The following is a 17,720-nucleotide window of genomic DNA, read 5'->3' as shown; positions in this document are numbered from 1 at the left end:
CCGGCAAGCGCGGCTCACCGGACATTCGGGTCACTCATGCCATGTCACGCCGTCCCGTTCCGCCAGCGCGATAGAGGCCGACGGCCCCCAGCTTCCGGCGGTATAGGCTTTCGGCGTGATCGCTTCCTCGGCCCAGACAGTGCGGATCCCGTCGATCCAGTTCCACTGTGCCTCCACCTCGTCACGGCGGACGAACAGGGTCTGGTCACCCTCGACAAGATCGAGCAGCAGCCGTTCGTAGGCGATGCGGCGTTCCGGCCCTGCGAAAGCGTCGGGCATGGCGATGTCGAGCGGGACCTGCCGCAGCCGGATGCCCCCGCGGTCGAGGCCCGGCACCTTCGCCATCAGCGACAGGCGGACATTTTCGCGCGGCTGGATGCCGATGACGAGCGTGTTGGGCATCGTCTTTGCGCCGCGGTCGGCAAAGATTGAGAAAGGCACGTCGCGGAACTTCACGATGATTTCGGTCGTGCGTTCGGGCAGGCGCTTGCCGGTGCGCATGTAAAACGGCACGCCCTTCCAGCGCCAGTTGTCGATATGCGCCTTGATCGCGACGAACGTCTCGGTGTCGCTATCCTTGCCCAGTTCCTCGTCATAGCCGGGCACGGCCTGCCCGTTGATTGCGCCGGCCTTGTACTGGCCGGTCACCGTCTCGTTGGCGCTGACGGGGCGCAGGGCCCGCAGGACCTTCACCTTCTCGTCACGCACGGCGGTCGCATCGAAGCTTGTCGGCGGTTCCATCGCGACAAGCGCGAGGAGCTGGAGCATGTGGTTCTGCACCATATCGCGCAGTGCGCCACTGCCGTCATAATAACCGACGCGCGATTCAAGGCCGACGGTTTCCGCCACGGTAATCTGCACATGGTCAATATGCGCCGCGTTCCATAGCGGCTCGAACATGATGTTGGCAAAGCGCAAGGCCAGCAGGTTCTGGACCGTTTCCTTGCCCAGATAGTGGTCGATCCGAAAGATCCGGCTTTCGGCAAAGGCAGAGGCGACCGCGTCGTTGATCTGGCACGAACTGGCAAGATCGGTGCCCAGTGGCTTTTCAAGCCCGATACGCACGTTGCCTGTGGCAAGGCCGTTCGCCGCCAAGCCCTTGATCGTCGGTTCAAACAGGAACGGTGCGGTCGACAGGAAGATCGAGAGCCCTTCACCTTCACCCGATCCGATGGGGCCTACGCAATCGGCCAGCGCCGCGAACCCTTCGGGGGTCGACGCGTCCAGATCCTGATAGCGCAGCCGCTTCAGGAACGGATCGATCTTTACCTCGCGTCCGGCGGGCAGGAACTTTGCCAGCGCCTCGGCCGCGAAGTTGCGGAAGGATTCGTCGGTATGTTCCGAACGTGCGGTGCCAATGATGTCGATCCCGTCGGGCAGCAGCCCGTCATTCATCAACGCGCACAACGATGGCAGCAGCATGCGCTGCGACAGGTCCCCGGTGGCACCGAACAGGAGGAGCTTCTTGGCGGTAAAGCTCATGCGGGAAATGGCCGCGTTTGCAGTTCGGTCATGGTCGCAAAAGATCCTCCGGTCATATGCCACGGTCTGTTAGCGCGCGCAGCATGACTTTGGAAGGAGGCGTTCGTTGGCGGAAACCTTCGCGGTTCTGTCACACGGCCTGCACGCTGATCCGCTTGTCCACGAATTCGGCATTGCCATAGCTGGTAAGGAAGCTGACCTCTGCCGCATCGCGGCCCACGCCGATCTTCACGATTTTGGACCTGTCCGCCATTTCCGTGGCATCGATGAGGTGCCAGCTTCCGGTACCAACGGGCGCGCCCGGATCGGCAAGAAATACTTCGGCCACGGCATGGAAGTCCTGCGGCTCAACGTCAGGTGCAAAGCAACTGACGTAGCGGGCGGGGATGCCCGATGCCCGCGCCAGCGTGATGACGACATGCGCATAATCGCGGCATACGCCCTGGCGCTCGACAAAGCTGTCCAGCGCGGTTGTCGTCGCCGTGCTGGACCCGGGCGTATAAGTGAATTTGGCGGCAACCCAGTCGTGGATGGCGGCGATGCGCTTGCCGCCCTCGGTCCCGGCGAACTCGGCATCGACGAAACCGTGGATCCGGTCCGACGGGCAGAAACGGGAATCGAACAGGTAAGGCACCGTTTCGCCCGGCAGTTCGTGCGGCTGCATGCTGCCGAGCGAGGCGATGTCGGGAAGCGAGCGCTGCACATCCGCCTCGATCGCGTAGTCGGCGGTGAAATCGCCATGCACGCGCAGCCAGATACGCTCGCCGATCGCGGCCTCGCCCGCGATCCGCGCGAAGTGATCGCTTTGCGACGTGCTGAGGCCGGGGCCGGACAATTGCTGTTCGGGAATGGCGGCCGCCTCCATCTGCAACAGGAAGTCGGTGGGTTCGGCAAAGCGATAGGCGATATGCGCCTGGATACTGACGGGCATGGGTGCTCCGAAGGTGTGAGGGCAAGTGCGGTATTTCCGCCCGACTTAACGCGTGCAGCGGGTAAATTATCCGGCGGTTTTTACAGATTCCGGTAAAGTCACTCTCCGATCAGGTGGAGCACCACTTCTCGCCGGTGCGGGCGGCTGCGATGCTCGATCAGGTAGATGCCCTGCCACGTGCCCAGCGCGGGCCGGCCGTTGCTGACCGGTATGGCCAGCGAGACACCCGTCAGGACGGATTTCAGGTGGGCGGGCATGTCGTCCGGTCCTTCGTCGTCATGCATCCAGCCGCCGTCTTCCGGTGCAATCCGGTCCAGCCAGCGGACGATGTCGCCGCGCACTTCCTGCGCCGCGTTTTCCTGGATCGTCAGCGAAGCGGAGGTATGGCGGCAGAACACGGTAAGCAGACCCGTCGCAATGCCGGTTCCCTCGACCCATGCCGCCACGTCGCGGGTGATTTCGACCAGCGTTCTGCCACTGGTCGCCACGCTCAGGGTTTCGATAGACTGCCGCATCATCGATGCCTTTCGGTGCCGGGATCGTTATTTGTGTGACAAGGCCGCTACGCGCTTCTTTCACCATTGCAACAGGGTGCGCGCGCCTTTTTGCGAGTAATGAGAAGTCGATATCGAAAAGTTTCAGTTTTTTTACGATGATTTTTTGCCGGTTAATGGTTATGTGCAACCGTATGGACGGTACCATTTACGACGATTGCACCGCGCCGTTGCTGGCGTTCGACGGTGTTCCGGATTCCGCGTGGGACGACCGCGCGGAACGGGCGCCGCGTCGTCGTGCCGCTTCCGATGACTACCGGCAGGTCGCCGTTATCTGCAATCCGCGCAGTTACCGCAACCGGAACAAGCCGCTACAATTTCCCGAAGGTGTCCGCGTGCTGGAACCGGGTACCCGCCCGGAATTGCGCCGCGTGCTTGCCGAACTTTCGCGTGAGGGTGTTGAGCTTCTGGTGATTGCGGGCGGGGACGGAACCGTTCGCGACGTGCTGACCTGCGGCGCGGATATCTGGGGCGCAAACGCACCTGTCATCGGCGTGCTGCCCTGCGGCAAGACCAACGCATTGGCCATCGATCTTGGCGTGGCCGACGATGCGGAAGTAAGCGACCTGATCGACGGCTGGCGGAACGGGCGCATCGCTGCGCGCTCCCCGATCGAGATCGCGCGCAAGGGCGAAGGCAAGCCGGTGTTCGGCTTTCTGTTCGGCGCGGGCGTGTTCGTCGATGCGACGGAACTGGCGCAGACGACGCACCGGTGGGGTGCGGTCAACAATCTTGCGGTCGGGCTTTCGGTGTTCGGTGCGGTCGCCTCCACCTTGCTTGGCGGCGAACGGTCGCCGTGGCGGCGCGGCAAAAACATGGCGATCCGTTATGGCGCGGGCGCAAAGCCGCGCCACGGCGCTGCGCTGGAAAGCGAAGGGCCGCGTTTCATTGTGATGGCTTCCACAATGGAACGCCTGCCGCTCGACGCCGCGATTTTCGGAGAGAAGCGCGCTGGCCTGAAGGCGCTCGTGGTCGATGCGCCGCCGCGCCGTTTCCTACTCAGCTTCGCGCGGATCATGCGCGGCACGGACAAGCCGGCACTGGAACGTGACGGCGTTCATCGGGTCGATGCGCAGGAAATCGCCATCGATCTCGAAGGCGGCTTCGTCCTTGACGGAGAGCGTTTTCCCGCAGGCGACTACATCTTGCGGGAAAGCGCGCCCGTTCGTTTCGCCATCACCTGACAGCGATGTCTGAAGATCCGCTCGCACTGCGGGTCGCCGCCGCGCTGTCCGCTGATGTCCGTCCAGAAGTATCGGCCTTCGCGGCATGCCTTGCGCGGGAAAGCAACGCGCGGGCGGTGTTGTTCTACGGTTCGAACTTGCGCAGCGGCTCGCTTGACGGGGTGCTCGATTTCTACGTCCTGACATGGGGTAGCCGAGAGCGCGGGCTTTGGCCGAAAGTCAGCTACCACGAAATGGACAGCGGAGGTGAAACCCTTCGCGCGAAGGTGGCGCAGATGCGCCTGACGACTTTCGCCCACGCCGCATCCGGCCAGCATGTCGATACGACCATCTGGGCCCGCTTCGTCCAGCCCTGTGCGATTGCCTGGGCGGCGGATGAGCATGCCCGCGAATCCGTTGTCGCGGCAATCCGTTCGGCGGCGATCACCGCCGGGCGCTTTGCGGCCGCCCTTGGCCCCGCGGCCGGTAGCGAGGCCGATTACTGGACGGCGCTGTTCCGCGCGACCTACAAGGCCGAGTTGCGGGTGGAGAAGGCCGGACGCGAAGGGCAGATTCTGGCGTTCGGGGCCGAACACTTCGATGGCTTGCTGCCGCTGGCATGGCAGGCGGGCGGGGTATCGTTCGAACGGTGCGATGATGGATTGAAGTCGAATCTGGCCGATGCCGATCGTGCGCGCCTGCTATCCCGTTGGGCGAACAGGCGGCGTTGGGGCAAGCCGCTCAATGTCCTGCGCCTGCTGCGTGCGGCGACCACGTTCGAGGGCGGTGCCCGCTATCTGGCGTGGAAGGTCGAGCGGCACACCGGCGTGATCGTGCCGCTGACGCCGTTTCGCGAACGCCACCCGCTGATTAGCAGCCCGTTGCTCGTGGCCAGCTACCTGCGCGCGCGGTCGGCGATGCGCAGGGGCGGCGGATAGATCAGCCTTCGGGTGCCTTCTTGTATGGCACGAAGTCGCCAAGGAACACCGATCCGCGCCAGAATCCGGTGGAGTCCATCATTTGCACGGTATCGATGCTGCAGAGGCGGTTCATCGTCGGTTTCGTCACCATGATGTCGTTACGGCTGAGTGACATGGCACCGCTGTCGGGCCGATTGACATAGATGGTGGAGCCGGCTTCGAATACGATCGCCGTCTTGTCGTAGATCGTGCTGCTGCGGACGCGGTGGGTATCGATGCAATCGACAGGCTCACCCGCGACGCGGCCCTCCAGCTTTTCGGCAAGTCGCGTTTCCGGGTCTTTCTTCGCCGCCGCCATCGCAGGGGCGGAGAGCAGCCCGACAAGTGCCGCAGCTGCGAGCATTCTAGTTTTTCCGGTCGTCTTCATGACTTTTGCTCCTCTGCCCGCGAGTCGTAGCAGACGGGCCGTGAACCGCGCCTGACTTTCGACCAACAACTTGACGGAAACATCTGGCGTCAGGACGTTCCGCCCACCGTCAGCCCCTCGACCAGCAGGGTCGGCTGGCCGACGCCTGCTGGAACGCTCTGTCCGCCTTTGCCGCACATGCCGACCCCTTCGTCGAGCGCGAAGTCGTTGCCGATGCCGATGATCTTGGTAAGCGCGGTCGGCCCGTCGCCGATCAGCGTCGCACCCTTGATCGGGGCGACCACCTTGCCGTTCTCCACCTTGTACGCCTCCGTGCAGGAGAACACGAATTTCCCCGACACGATGTCGACCTGCCCGCCGCCGAAATTCTTGGCCCAGATGCCGTCTTTCATGCGGGAAAGCAGTTCTGCCGGATCGTCCTTGCCCGCTTTCATGAATGTATTGGTCATGCGCGGCATAGGCGCGTGGGCATAGGACTGGCGGCGGCCATTACCGGTCGGCTCCACGCCCATCAGGCGGGCATTCAGCCGGTCCTGCATATAGCCTTTGAGGATGCCGTCCTCGATCAGGACCGTCTCGGCAGTCGGCGTCCCTTCGTCGTCGATGGTCAGCGATCCGCGCCGGCCTGCGATCGATCCGTCGTCGATCACGGTGACGCCGGGAGCAGCCACACGTTCGCCGATGCGGCCGGAGAATACGCTTGTTTGCTTGCGGTTGAAGTCGCCTTCAAGGCCGTGACCGACCGCTTCGTGCAGCAGCACTCCCGGCCAGCCGGGGCCGAGTAGCACAGGGCAGACACCGGCCGGAGCGGGAATGCTTTCAAGGTTCACCAGCGTCTGGCTCAGTGCTTCGTCCAGCGCGCGGTTCCAGTTTTTTGGGTCGAACAGGTCGTCATAGAGCCTGCGTCCGCCCATGCCGAAGGTGCCGGTTTCGCGTCTGCCGTTCTGTTCGGCGACGATCGAGATGTTGAGCCGCACCAGCGGCCGCACGTCTAGCGCGGTGAAGCCGTCGGGCCGCACGATTTCGACCACCGACCAGCTGCCGGTAAGCGAGGCGCTGACCTGTTTTACGCGCGGATCGCGGGCACGGGCCGCCGCGTCGATCTCCTCCAGCAGCTTCACCTTCTCTGCAAAACCGATCGCGTGGAGCGGGCTTTGTTCTGTGTAGAGGTGCCGGTTCGTCGGGCGGGGCGGTGCGGCCAGCGGCGTCTTCGTCGGATCGAGCAGCTGCAGCGTTTCGCCGGCGCGGCGGATGGCGGCAGCGCTGATCTCGTTGGCATGGGCAAAGCCGGTCGCTTCCCCCGAAATGCCGCGCAGGCCGAAGCCGCTTTCGCACGAATAGTCGGCGGTCTTCAGCCGACCGTCGTCGAAAACCAGCGATTCGGAGGTCGTATACTGGAGGAACAGTTCCCCGTCGTCGCAGCCGTTCAGCGCCTTGTGCGTGAGGGCCTTGGCCGTTTCGGGATCAAGCTGTTCTTCGCGATAGAGCAGCGAGCGGGGATCGGCATTGTTGTCCATCATACCGATATAGGCACAATTGTAACCGGATCGAAAGGGGCCGTCGGAAATTAACTGCCGGCGGCAATGCGGGCTTCGATCAGGCTGCCTCGCTTGGCGGAGCGCCGGTTACGTCGTGCGCAGCGCCGCCCTTCAGCACGAAGCGTCGATCGCAGTAGCCGCATTCGACATAACCCTTCTCGTCGATTTCAAGCCACACGCGCGGATGGCCGAGGGCGGCGGCCCTGAAGCCGTCGCGGGCGCGGATGTCGGTGGCGCCGTCGCACTTGACGCGCGGGCTGTCGGTATAGACGGTTTCGGGCGGCTGGCTCATGACGCTTGCCATTACCAACCATGCTGCGCCGCCGCAAGACGGTGCGTGCAGTCGATGGCGCAGGCGGGACGCGGGCTTGCCACCGCGCCAAGCTTGGCGCATGAGCGCCTGCGTGACCGACGCAGCCATTTCCATCCGCAACCTGACCAAGCGCTACGCTCCCACCGGAAAGCAGGGGGAGGGCAAGCTGGCGCTGGACGATGTCAGCTTCGACGTGCCGATGGGCAAGATTTTCGGCCTGCTCGGCCCCAACGGCGCGGGCAAGTCGACGCTGATCAACATCATGGCGGGCCTTGTCGGCAAGACCAGCGGATCGGTTTCCATCTGGGGTTTCGACATCGATCGCGACCGCCGCAATGCCAAGGCGTCGATCGGCATCGTGCCGCAGGAGATCGTGTTCGACCCTTTCTTCACGCCTGCCGAGGTGCTGGACAATACGGCCGGATATTACGGCGTGCCGAAGGGGCAGCGACGGACGGAAGAATTGCTGGCCGCCGTCCACCTTGCGGACAAGGCCGATGCCTATGCCCGCTCGCTTTCGGGCGGGATGAAGCGGCGGTTGCTGGTGGCCAAGGCGATGGTGCATTCGCCCCCGATCCTGGTGCTGGACGAGCCGACGGCGGGTGTCGACGTCGACTTGCGGCGGCAGCTGTGGGAACTGGTCGTCGATCTCAACCACCGCGGCGTCACGGTAGTGCTCACCACCCACTACCTCGAGGAAGCCGAGGAGCTTTGCGACCGTATCGCCATCATCAACCACGGCAAGCTGATCGCCGACAAGCCGACGCGCGAACTTGTCGCCATGGGGCGCGAGAAGGTCGTGCTGCTTACGCTGGACCGCGACATCGCGGTCGCGCCTTCCCACGAGGCGTTCAGCAAGAGCGAAGTGACCGGCGAGCGGCAGGTTGCGATCACTTATGATATGGACAAGATGAACGCGGGCGACGTGCTCTCCCTGCTCAATGCGCAGGGCTATTCCATCGTCGACGTTTCCACGCGGGAGGCGGACCTCGAGGATGTCTTCGTCCAGCTGACCAGCAACGCATAGGCGCAGTTGCGCGAACCTTTGCGCAGCGGCTCCTGACACCCTATCTTGGGGTCATGAGCGAACCCGAATTTCTGGAGCCCGACTATCTGGACGGCCGCATCCTGTTGGCCATGCCGGGGATGGGCGACCCCAATTTCGAACGGGCGGTGATCCCTCTCTACATCCACGAGGCGGGCGGCGCGTTCGGCGTGGGCATCGGCGCGCTGCGCGAGGGGGTCACGTTCCATCAGGTCCTGCGCGAGCTGGACATCGATCCCGGTGTTGCGCCCGATTGCGATGTCCACCATGGCGGCCCCGTCGAACCCGGGCGCGGCTTCGTACTGCACAGCGCGGACTGGCGTGACGAGACGACGATGGACGGCGGGCCGCTGGGCCTGCTCTCCAACTCGGCTGAAATCCTGCGCGGCATTGCCGAGGGGCGGGGGCCTAGCCGCTGGCTGCTTTCGCTGGGCTATGCCGGATGGGGCGCGGGGCAACTGGATGACGAGATGCACCGCCACGGCTGGTACGCGGCAGAGGGGCGCGAGGAAATCCTGTTCCACACCCCGTGGCACGAACGCTGGACCGCGACGTGGGAAGCGGAAGGGGTCGATCCATCCCTGTTGGTGGGCCAGACCGGACGGGCGTAAACCGGATCGACGCAACGGGTGGCCGGGTTACAAAGGTGACACCCTGTCACCCTCTGCCATTGCCCCGTGCGCCGCAGAAATCCGCGCCATTTGCCGTCGGCGTGCCGGGTGACACATTGCACGTCCCCCATCGGTAATATCGACAAATTCGAAAGAGCCGCGCGCACGATGGCAGGCACGGCGCGTGTAGGACAGCGTTACCTTGGCAACGCGCGCGCCGCCCGTTTGCGCACTGCCTAACCCGAAATGACCGCATGGACACGCAATTGTCATATGAACTTTTTATGACGTGCGTCGAAGGTATTTTGCCGAACGTACCGCGCAGTTTACAGCCGCGCGTCGGAAAGCATCGTCGCGATGACGATCATTTTCCCTCCGGCACCGTAACTGGCAATTCGAAAGCACGCACGGCATGGCATATCGCATTCGTCGCAAGGACAAGACGGTCGAACGGGCCGTTCGTCGCATTGCGCGAGAACAGCTGGGCAAGGCTCTCGACGCGCTCGACAATATCGATGACATGCCGGGCGCCATTCACGACGTGCGCAAGCGGTGCAAGAAGCTGCGCGGCCTGCTCCGGCTTGTCCGGCCCGTCTTTCCGGATTTCGCGGCGGAGGACAGGGTCTTTCGCGAGGTATCGGCACTGCTGTCGCCGCATCGCGACGCGCAAGTCGCGCTTGCCACCTTCGATGCGATTGTGGCGCGGACCAACGGGCACTTGTCGCAGGATATTCTTGGTGGCCTGCGCGATTCGCTTGCCGGTGCGGTCGTGCCGCTGGACCACGCCGATCTGGCGGAACCTGTCGAGCAATGCCGCCGGCAATTGGCCGATGCGCGCCAGCGTGCGAAGGCATGGAAGCTGGATGACGATGGATGGAGCGCGCTGGGCGGCGGCGTGGAAAAGGTCTATGCCCGCGCCCACCATGCCGCCGAAACCGTCGCGGCGGAGGGGGACGAAGAAGCCTATCACCGGCTGCGCAGGCAGTTGAAGTATCATTGGTACCACACCCGCCTGCTGGAAAAGCTGGACCTGAAACAGCTTCGTAAACGGGCGAAAGCTGCTCGCAAGCTGTCCGAACTGATGGGCCATCACCACGATCTTGCCATTCTGGAGGAAAAGCTGCGCGCCAGCATGAGCAAGGGTGAGCGCAAGACGGCGGAGATGTTGCTGGTGTTATGCAGCCGCGACCGTGCGATGCTGGAAAACCGGTCTTCCGAGCTGATCGCGCAGCTGCTGAAGCAGAGCCCTGACGCGCTGGTTGATGACTGGCATGGCAAGTGGAAGCAGTGGCGGCACTGACCCCTTGTGCCGGGGGTCTTGCGGAGCCGGACCGTGACCCAAGAGATTGAGCGCAAGTATCTCGTGGCAGGGGAGAGTTGGCGCACGGACGTCAGCGGGGCCCGCGAGATCGTGCAGCGCTACCTAGCCGTAACCGAACGTGCCGAAATTCGCGTGCGGATCGTGGACGGGACGCAAGCGGCATTGACGATCAAGTCGGCGCGGGCGGCACTGGTGCGCGAAGAAGTGGAAATGCCCCTGCCTGTCGCGCAAGCCATGGCGCTTCTGGACATGGGGGTTGGCCGGACCGTGCGGAAGGTGCGGCACTTGTGCCCGGTGCCCGACGGCACTTGCTGGGAAATCGACGAGTTTCAGGGCGATTTGGCGGGCCTTGTCATTGCGGAAATCGAGCTTCCCGATCCGGACGCCGCGATCCCGCAACCCGACTGGCTGGGCGAGGAAGTGACGGGGGATGCCCGCTACTACAATTCCCACCTTGCGGGAGTGGACGCGGAGTAAGTCCTGACTCTAGCGCTCTGCCGCAGTCAGCAAGCCGCTGGCCAGCAGTATCAGCATCCGCACATCGATCGCCTTGCCCGAAGCACGTTGCCGCGCAACGAACCCTTCGATGTCCGACAGGGGTACGCGGTGGACGGTGATGTCCTCGCCGCTAACCCCGCCGCCATCGCCCACTTTGGTCAGCCCCTTTGCTATCACCAGCGTGAAGCTTTCGGTGACCATGCCGGGGCTTGAGAAGAACTCGCCCGCGTCGACCAGTTCCGCCGCGCGGTAGCCGGTTTCCTCTTCCAGTTCACGGCCGGCAGCGTCGAGCGCGTGTTCATCGTCCGCGCCCCCCTCTCCATCAACTACGCCGTCACCGATCAGACCTGCGGGAAGCTCGATGCAGGGGCGCTGCAGCGGGGTGCGGAACTGTTCGACCAGCAGGACGTGGCCGTCTTCGACGGCAAGGATCACCGCCGCACGGATGGAGCGTGCGCGGCTGACATATTCCCAGCGGCCCCGCTTTTTCGCGACGACCCACTTGCCTTCCCACGCGATTTCCTCGTCGTGGTGCATATCCGAAATGCTCAAAGTTCGATCAGCCTGTCCGGAAGTTCGTTGGCGTCGTCCTCCGCGCGGGGGAACTGTTCTGACAGCACCTTGCCCACTTCGGTTACGGCGGCGACCATGCCGGCGGCCATGTGTCCTTCGCGTACCTGTGCGATCATCGCGGCCATCGCTTCGCCCCAGATTTCGGGCTCGACTTTGCCGGCGATGGCTTCGTCCGCGACGATCTCTGCACGGTGTTCGCGCATGGAGAGGTAGATGAGGACGCCGGTTCGCCCGTGCGTGCGCCGTTCCGCCCCCACCTTGAACAGATCGACCGCGCGGGCGCGGACGCGGCGGGTCTTTACAGGGGACGGGATCAGCAGGAATTTCAGCGGCTGCCACAATTGCACCAGCCATACGCCAAGGAATTTCAGGATGCCGACCGCCGCCGCGATGGCAAAGATCGCGCCCGCGCTCCATTCGGCGTTCCAGTTGCCGGTCACTCGGTCAAAGATGCCGAGATAGAAATCGGGTAGCAGCGCCATCACGGTCAGCGCGGTAAAGGCCGCGAGCACGGACCACGCAAGCGCGATGTCGGAATACCCGTCCGACCGGTCGGCCAGGACGGTGACGATTTCGCCCGACGTGGTGAGTTCGGCCGCGCCGACAGCGTCGCTGACCTGCTTGTGCTCGGCTTCGGAAAGGTAGATCGCCCGGCCCATCACCAGCTCCCGCTCGCGCCGCCGCCGCCGGACATGCCGCCGCCGAACCCGCCAAAGCCGCCGCCCGAACTGCCGCCGCCGAAACCGCCGCCCCATCCGCCGGAACTACGCTCGCCCGAATGTCGCGCGATTTCGCTGGCACCCCACAGCACGACCCATGGGTCGATGCCGCTACGCCGCGAATGGTATCGCCGCCCGCGTCCGCCGCGCCCGAAGATCAGGATGAAGATCGTTATCATGAAGATCCAGAAGATCACCCCGCCCGCGCTTGATCCGCTGCCGGATGCATCGGCCTTTTCGGCGGCCGCTGCGGCTTCGGCCACGGCCTTGGCCTCGGCAGGCGTCAGGTCCATCTGCGCGATCAGCGCGTCCAGCCCGGCGTTGATTCCACCGGGATAGTCGCCCGCCTTGAAACGGGGCAGGATATCGCCGCGGATGATCCGGCCCGACAGGATGTCAGTGACATAGGGGGTGAGGCCATAGCCGCCCTCGATCCGCACCTGCCGCTGGTTCGGGGCGATCAGCAGCAGCAGGCCCTGATCGGTCTCCGCCCCGCCGATGCCCCATTCGGTGAACATGTTGGCCGCGTACATCTCGATCGTTTCGCCATCCAGCGAGTTGACCGTGGCGACGACGACCGCGCGCCCCGTGGCGGCGTTGTATTCGCGCAGCCGCGCATCCATCGCCGCTTCTTCGGCAGCGGGGATAATCCCTGCCTCGTCAAGCACCGGCCCGTCCGGACGCTCCGGATAGGCCGCGAAGGCAGGTGCCGAGATGGCACCCGCCAACAGGGCGAAGGCCGCAAAAAGGCGCGCGATGGACTTCACTGCAACCTCAGTTGGCGGCGGCGGCGGGCTGGTCCGCATTGGTCGCGTTGTCGTTCGCTGCCGGGGCGGGAGCGTCACCGCCCATGCTGCCGAAATCGACCATCGGCGCGTTCTGCGCGTCGGGCGCGGCGTTGAACGGTTCCATCGGCTTCGCGCCGTGGATGATCTTTGCGCCGATCACGTCGGGGAAGGTGCGGATCGTGGTGTTATAGTCCTGCACCGCCTCGTTATAACGCACGCGGGCGACGTTGATCTGGTTCTCCGCCCCTTCCAGCGCGGTCATCAGGTCTGCGAAACGCCCCTGGCTCTGCAGTTGCGGATAGTTTTCGACCACCGTGCGCAGCTGGCCCAGCGCTTGGGTCAGCTGGTTCTGCGCTTCCGAAAAGCGGCGCAGTTCATCGGGGTTCGACAAGTCCTCGGTCGTGATGTTGATGCTCGTCGCGGCGGCGCGGGCATTGGTCACGTTGGTCAGGATCTGGGTTTCCGAAGCGGCAGCGGCCTTAACCGTCGAAACGAGGTTGGGCACCAGATCGGCGCGGCGTTGATACGCGCTTTGCACGTCGGCCCAGCGGGCCTTGGCGTTTTCCTCTGCCTTGGGGACGGAATTGATGCCGCAGGCAGACAGCGTCAGTGCGGCAAGCCCGGCGACGGCCAGGCGAATTGCGCGGGTAATAGGGCCGGTGGTCATGCGAAGGGTTCCTCTCGGGCAAACGGTCCGCAGGGTTAGGTGTGTTAGCTATATAAAGCGGTTTGGGCGCGCTGCAACAGGGGGCAGCCGGGGTTCGAGCAAGGAAATCCCTGATCTGTCGGTGATTGTCATCGTCCGGCGCTTGCGCGGGCGCCATCCGGTGGCAGGATGGCGCGGGTCGATGTGCAGCGGCACGATGCAAGGAAGCGGGGAAGACATGCTGGCAGAGTTCAAGAAATTCATCGCCAAGGGCAACGTGATGGACCTTGCCGTGGCGGTCATCATCGGTGCGGCCTTCGGCGCGATCGTCAAATCGCTGACGGACGAGGTTATCATGCCCGTCGTCGGGGCGATCTTCGGCGGGGCCGACTTCTCCAACTATTTCATCCTGCTCGACACGCCCGAAGGGTATGACGGCCCGCTCGACAACTACCTCGCCCTGAAAGAGGCGGGTGCGGCGATGATCGGCTATGGCGCGTTCATCACGGCGGTCGTCAATTTCGTCATCCTGGCATTCATCATCTTCATGCTGGTGCGCACCGCGAACAAGGTGATGGAAGCATCGCGGAAAGAGGAAGAGGCAGCCGCTCCGCCACCGGGCCCCAGCGAAACCGATCTGCTGAAGGAAATCCTGGAAGAGCTGAAGAAGCGGCCCTGACGCCGCATGGGCGAACGGCTCACTTCACATTAAGGGAAGCATCGCTATATAGGGCCTGCCGGTTTCGGCCGGCTATGGCGATAAATTGCGGTGTGCAATAGGCACAGCGGACCCGGGGGCAGTACCCGGCGGCTCCACCATATGTCTCCGTTGTCGGGGGTTGGATCATGGGGCCGAACCAGGATCGACGTGTGTTGAAAAGCACTGTTTTCGCCCGGGCTGAGTAACCCGTTAAAGGCTCAAAACTCACAAGTGCCAACGACAACGAAGCACTCGCTCTCGCTGCGTAATTCTAGGGCCTAGCGGCCTGAAGTTACAAAGCTAAAGCGCGGTTGGACCCACCGGGCAACAGAAGCGGATTCCGGGCGTCCGGAGGGTACGTAGCAACAGAAACCCTCCACCTTCACACAAGCTTTCGCCAATCCCTCGCACGTGGTATCATCACCGCGCTGGCCGGCCATATCGTCTGTCAGCCAATGACGACGGCCCGTCCGCGTCCGCCCGCGCGAACCGCGCAATGCATGGTCTGCCGGTTCGCCTCGCCGCCCGCCAGGGCCGCTCGAAGCGGAGAGCCTTGCAATGCAGAAAATCGGCGACGAAGTGCACATCCCAACCGGCGAGGCACGGGGCGGCGATACCCCGCACGTGATGCGCTATGTCCTGCTGTTCAGCATCGTGCTTGCCATCCTTGTGCTGTCGGCGGTGTGGATTTTCGGTGCATGGAAGCATGCGCCTGCCGACGGCTGGCCGGTCACGGCGGAAGAGCACGCGCTGAGCAATTCTCCGCGCTGACGTTCAGCTCCACCGGCTGGTACAAGGTAAAAAAAGGGGGCGCTTCCCGATGGAAAGCGCCCCGCAAGTCTTGGCTAGTTTGAACAAACCGCGTCAGGTGTCGGCGGGCACTGCCTCTTCCTCGCGGGAAACCTTTTCGTGCCGGATGCAGTCGAGCATTTTCGCCCCGGCCATGAATACCGAACCGGTGCAGGCAAGAAACAGAAGCTTGCCGCCAAAGCCGGGATACTGGCCAAGATAGACAGTCCCACGCTCGATCGCACCAAGGGCGAGCGCATAGATCACCACGAACGCTTCGAATCGCGTCTTGATGACGAACAGCCGCCCCAGTTTCTTGAGCTTGGTGAATGCCACCTGGGCGTTACCTCCTCTTGCGTCCGGAAGCCCACACAATGCCGGGCTCTCACGTTAAGAAAACAGTAACCTCTCACAAGTTCCGAGGCAAAAGCGTTAACCAAGTTCTTTAAGATTTTGACTTTCCAGCAGGAAATGTCGTGCCACTTCGATGCATTCTGCAAGATGGGGGGTGCCGACGTCGGCCGGATCGATGCTTTCCGGCCAGTATTTATCCACGACAGCGGCAATCGATTCGAGCTTTTCAAAGGTTAACAGGAAGCGCGAATCGATCGTGGCGGGATCGGCCACGACGCGCAGGCGCAGGCAGGCCGGACCGCCGCCGTTGGCCATGGACTGGCGCACATCGACCGGAAGGACGCGCCGGATCGGCCCGTTGCCCTTGACCATCGCATCCAGCCACGCGCTGACCGACGGGGTTTCGATGCATTCGCCGGGTACGACCAGCGCCATTGCGCCATCCGGCAGGGTGAGCAACTGGGCGTTGAACAGATAGCTTGCGATCGCATCGGCAAGGCTGACGGCGCTGGCGGGAACCTCCACGATCTCCGCCCCCGGCACCATTGCGCGCACCGCATCGTAAGTGCCCTGCCGGTCGGCGAAGGCCTGTTCGTGGCAGAACAGCACATGCTCGTTCGCGACGGCGACGACATCGTTGTGGAATGCGCCGGCGGCGATGGCATCGGGTGCCTGTTCGACGAACAGCGTGCGGGCGGGATCGAGGCCGTGGCGGCGGGCGATGGCGCGGCTGGCCTGTTCATGCTGGCGCGCCGGGAAGGGGCCGCCTGCCTTTCCATAAACGAAGATTTCGGCGCAGGTATCGCCGTGAGCCGTGCCCATGCGCATGTGGTTCGCCGCGCCTTCGTCTCCGAATGTGGGTGGAACAGGGCCGTGCACCGCGAAGTGATCGGTGTTGCCGAAGGCCACGCGAAGCTGCGCCAGCGTATCGGGCCATTCGATCGATCGGTGCGGCATCGTGACGAGGTTGGCGACCGACAGGTGGCAGCGCCCGTCCGCCGTATCGGGTGCGGGGCTGACGGTGGCGGCATTGGCGGTCCACATCGAACTGGCCGACCATGCCATGGCGGTCAGCGCCGGATCGGCCTCTGCGCCCACGGCCATGTCGGCAAGGAAGCCCGCATTCGGGCGGGGCAGGGGCAGCAGGAACCCCTGCACCAGCCCCAGTTCCATGTTGTGCCGCATCTTGGCCAGCCCTTGCAGCGCCGCGGCGCGCGGGTAGGCGACTTTTCCTGCGTTCTTCGTGGCGGCAAGGTTGCCGGGGCTGAGGCCGGAATAGTTGTGGCTTGGCCCGACGATGCCGTCGAAGTTGATTTCTACCAGCGACATATCAGCGCGGCGCCCAAACGACGCTGTCGCCCGGCGTCACGCCAAGCGCGGCGCGCGAAGCGGCGTCGATGGCGATCGAGCCATCCTCGTTCGACTGCACTTTGGCCATGCAGCAGCGGAAATCGCCAAGATGCCCCGTTGCCACAAGTGAGCGCGTCCCGTTTGCCGGATCGGCGGTGTCTACGCCCGCACCGCTTGCCTGTGCGATGGTGCGCACGGCATCGGTGCGCGCTGTCATCGTCGGGCCGCCGTCGAAAATGTCGATGTAGTTTTCCCACGCGAACCCCTCATCTTCCAGCATCCGCATCGCGGGTCGGCCGGTTTCGTGGGGAACGCCGATGGCGTGGCGCGCTTCCTCGCTGATCATCGCGACGTACACGGGATGCTTGGGCATCAGGTCGGCGATGAACTGGTTGCCGTTCAGCGCATTGAAGTCGTCCGCCTCGCGAAAGCTCATGCCGAAGAAGCGGCCCGCGACCCCGTCCCAGAACGGTGAATTGCCATGGGCGTCCACGATGCCGCGCAATTCGGCAAGCAGCCTGTCCGCAAAGCGGGCGCGGTGCATGGCAATGAACAGGTAGCGGCTGCGTGCCAGCAGCAGGCCCAGCCCGCCCGCGCGGGCGGAGGGGTGGAGGAACAGCCCGCCGACTTCGCTGGCCCCTTCCAGATCGGTGACGAGTTGCAGCGACTGGTTGCGGAAGGTGCGATCCAGTTCGCGCGAATAGGCGGTGTGGCTGGTGATGCGATAGGAATAGAACGGCCACGAACCGCCGATCTGGCTGAAGATCTGGCAGGTGCCGCGGATCGCACCACTCTCATTGTCTTCCAGCATCATCACGAACAGGTCGTCCGCGATCTGGTTGTCGTCGCGCGCCAGCGCCGCTTCGGTGCGTTGCAGCTTGGCCGCCAGCGCGGGGCGGTTGGCGGGCAGGTTGGTGAAGCCACCGCCGGTCAGCTTCGCCATTTCGTATAGCGCTTCGAGGTCGTCTGCGCGGGCCGGGCGGATCACGTATGTCATT

The 17,720-nt window shown here is 63.9% G+C and carries 21 protein-coding genes and 1 other RNA gene; 9 read left to right on the top strand and 13 right to left on the bottom strand.

Features of this window, described 5'->3' with window-relative positions; all coding sequences use genetic code 11:
* Positions 1-30 precede the first annotated feature (30 nt).
* The 3 genes from zwf to A7A77_RS04725 all read right to left on the bottom strand — a co-directional run bounded on the left by zwf (position 31) and on the right by A7A77_RS04725 (position 2,928).
* Positions 31-1,482, bottom strand: coding sequence for a glucose-6-phosphate dehydrogenase (gene zwf / locus A7A77_RS04735; protein ID WP_066554342.1), 1,452 nt, complete (start codon positions 1,480-1,482; stop codon positions 31-33).
* Between the two features lie 130 nt (positions 1,483-1,612).
* Positions 1,613-2,413: a transglutaminase-like domain-containing protein gene (locus tag A7A77_RS04730; RefSeq protein WP_066554336.1), complete on the bottom strand. Its 801-nt coding sequence runs from the start codon at positions 2,411-2,413 to the stop codon at positions 1,613-1,615.
* 98 nt (positions 2,414-2,511) lie between these two features.
* Complete coding sequence (locus A7A77_RS04725) at positions 2,512-2,928, bottom strand: secondary thiamine-phosphate synthase enzyme YjbQ (RefSeq protein WP_066554568.1); 417 nt, start codon at positions 2,926-2,928, stop codon at positions 2,512-2,514.
* A 173-nt stretch (positions 2,929-3,101) separates the two neighbouring features.
* Here A7A77_RS04725 and A7A77_RS04720 point away from each other — a divergent pair, with 173 nt between their 5' ends.
* Positions 3,102-4,151 carry a diacylglycerol/lipid kinase family protein gene (locus A7A77_RS04720; RefSeq protein ID WP_172799834.1) on the top strand — a complete coding sequence of 350 codons (1,050 nt, stop codon included), beginning with the start codon at positions 3,102-3,104 and terminating at the stop codon, positions 4,149-4,151.
* A 5-nt stretch (positions 4,152-4,156) separates the two neighbouring features.
* Positions 4,157-5,068: a hypothetical protein gene (locus A7A77_RS04715; protein WP_066554333.1), complete on the top strand. Its 912-nt coding sequence runs from the start codon at positions 4,157-4,159 to the stop codon at positions 5,066-5,068.
* A 1-nt stretch (position 5,069) separates the two neighbouring features.
* Here the strand turns inward: A7A77_RS04715 and A7A77_RS04710 are convergent, their stop codons facing one another.
* The 3 genes from A7A77_RS04710 to A7A77_RS04700 form a co-directional block, all read right to left on the bottom strand.
* On the bottom strand, positions 5,070-5,453 hold the full coding sequence (locus tag A7A77_RS04710; RefSeq protein ID WP_066554331.1) for a hypothetical protein: 384 nt from the start codon (positions 5,451-5,453) through the stop codon (positions 5,070-5,072).
* Positions 5,454-5,566: 113 nt separating this feature from the next.
* Positions 5,567-6,994 carry a metalloprotease TldD gene (gene tldD, locus A7A77_RS04705; protein WP_066554563.1) on the bottom strand — a complete coding sequence of 476 codons (1,428 nt, stop codon included), beginning with the start codon at positions 6,992-6,994 and terminating at the stop codon, positions 5,567-5,569.
* A gap of 79 nt (positions 6,995-7,073) precedes the next feature.
* The gene (locus A7A77_RS04700; protein ID WP_066554561.1) at positions 7,074-7,307 is read right to left on the bottom strand and encodes a zinc-finger domain-containing protein; all 234 of its coding nucleotides are present in this window, start codon (positions 7,305-7,307) and stop codon (positions 7,074-7,076) included.
* 100 nt (positions 7,308-7,407) lie between these two features.
* Between A7A77_RS04700 and A7A77_RS04695 the strand changes: the two genes are divergently transcribed.
* From A7A77_RS04695 to A7A77_RS04680, 4 genes are all read left to right on the top strand, one after another.
* Positions 7,408-8,355 (top strand): ABC transporter ATP-binding protein, encoded by a 948-nt coding sequence (locus tag A7A77_RS04695; protein ID WP_172799833.1) that lies wholly within the window; start codon positions 7,408-7,410, stop codon positions 8,353-8,355.
* 53 nt (positions 8,356-8,408) lie between these two features.
* The gene (locus A7A77_RS04690) at positions 8,409-8,984 is read left to right on the top strand and encodes a YqgE/AlgH family protein (RefSeq protein WP_066554328.1); all 576 of its coding nucleotides are present in this window, start codon (positions 8,409-8,411) and stop codon (positions 8,982-8,984) included.
* Positions 8,985-9,396: 412 nt separating this feature from the next.
* Positions 9,397-10,284 (top strand): CHAD domain-containing protein, encoded by an 888-nt coding sequence (locus A7A77_RS04685; RefSeq protein ID WP_066554326.1) that lies wholly within the window; start codon positions 9,397-9,399, stop codon positions 10,282-10,284.
* A gap of 33 nt (positions 10,285-10,317) precedes the next feature.
* Positions 10,318-10,782, top strand: coding sequence for a CYTH domain-containing protein (locus A7A77_RS04680; protein ID WP_066554324.1), 465 nt, complete (start codon positions 10,318-10,320; stop codon positions 10,780-10,782).
* Between the two features lie 9 nt (positions 10,783-10,791).
* Here the strand turns inward: A7A77_RS04680 and A7A77_RS04675 are convergent, their stop codons facing one another.
* Genes A7A77_RS04675 through A7A77_RS04660 form a run of 4 tightly spaced genes read right to left on the bottom strand, consistent with a single transcriptional unit; the run spans position 10,792 to position 13,550 of the window.
* A complete protein-coding gene (locus A7A77_RS04675) occupies positions 10,792-11,355 on the bottom strand; it encodes an NUDIX hydrolase (RefSeq protein WP_066554322.1) in 564 nt (187 codons plus the stop codon).
* A complete protein-coding gene (locus A7A77_RS04670; protein ID WP_066554320.1) occupies positions 11,352-12,035 on the bottom strand; it encodes a TPM domain-containing protein in 684 nt (227 codons plus the stop codon). Before A7A77_RS04670 ends, A7A77_RS04675 begins: the two co-directional genes overlap by 4 nt.
* Positions 12,035-12,862: a TPM domain-containing protein gene (locus A7A77_RS04665; protein WP_245638394.1), complete on the bottom strand. Its 828-nt coding sequence runs from the start codon at positions 12,860-12,862 to the stop codon at positions 12,035-12,037. The genes A7A77_RS04670 and A7A77_RS04665 overlap by 1 nt, the downstream gene beginning before the upstream one ends.
* A gap of 7 nt (positions 12,863-12,869) precedes the next feature.
* Positions 12,870-13,550, bottom strand: a complete 681-nt coding sequence (locus tag A7A77_RS04660) for a LemA family protein (protein ID WP_066554312.1) — start codon at positions 13,548-13,550, stop codon at positions 12,870-12,872.
* A gap of 217 nt (positions 13,551-13,767) precedes the next feature.
* Here A7A77_RS04660 and mscL point away from each other — a divergent pair, with 217 nt between their 5' ends.
* From mscL to A7A77_RS04645, 3 genes are all read left to right on the top strand, one after another.
* On the top strand, positions 13,768-14,208 hold the full coding sequence (gene mscL / locus A7A77_RS04655) for a large conductance mechanosensitive channel protein MscL (RefSeq protein ID WP_066554556.1): 441 nt from the start codon (positions 13,768-13,770) through the stop codon (positions 14,206-14,208).
* A 19-nt stretch (positions 14,209-14,227) separates the two neighbouring features.
* Positions 14,228-14,571: a transfer-messenger RNA gene (ssrA, locus tag A7A77_RS04650) on the top strand.
* Positions 14,572-14,787: 216 nt separating this feature from the next.
* Complete coding sequence (locus A7A77_RS04645; RefSeq protein ID WP_066554309.1) at positions 14,788-15,000, top strand: hypothetical protein; 213 nt, start codon at positions 14,788-14,790, stop codon at positions 14,998-15,000.
* 93 nt (positions 15,001-15,093) lie between these two features.
* Here the strand turns inward: A7A77_RS04645 and A7A77_RS04640 are convergent, their stop codons facing one another.
* From A7A77_RS04640 to A7A77_RS04630, 3 genes are all read right to left on the bottom strand, one after another.
* On the bottom strand, positions 15,094-15,354 hold the full coding sequence (locus tag A7A77_RS04640) for a hypothetical protein (RefSeq protein WP_066554306.1): 261 nt from the start codon (positions 15,352-15,354) through the stop codon (positions 15,094-15,096).
* A gap of 96 nt (positions 15,355-15,450) precedes the next feature.
* Complete coding sequence (locus A7A77_RS04635; RefSeq protein WP_066554303.1) at positions 15,451-16,701, bottom strand: N-succinylarginine dihydrolase; 1,251 nt, start codon at positions 16,699-16,701, stop codon at positions 15,451-15,453.
* Position 16,702: 1 nt separating this feature from the next.
* Entirely contained in the window at positions 16,703-17,719 is a 1,017-nt protein-coding gene (locus tag A7A77_RS04630; protein ID WP_066554300.1) for an arginine N-succinyltransferase, read from the bottom strand.
* Position 17,720 lies beyond the last annotated feature (1 nt).

The sequence above is a fragment of the Croceicoccus bisphenolivorans genome (assembly GCF_001634625.1).
In the GTDB taxonomy this organism is placed as follows: domain Bacteria; phylum Pseudomonadota; class Alphaproteobacteria; order Sphingomonadales; family Sphingomonadaceae; genus Croceicoccus; species Croceicoccus bisphenolivorans.
The sequence above is the reverse complement of the archived record's forward strand: the minus strand, read 5'-3'. Positions and strand labels throughout refer to the sequence as shown.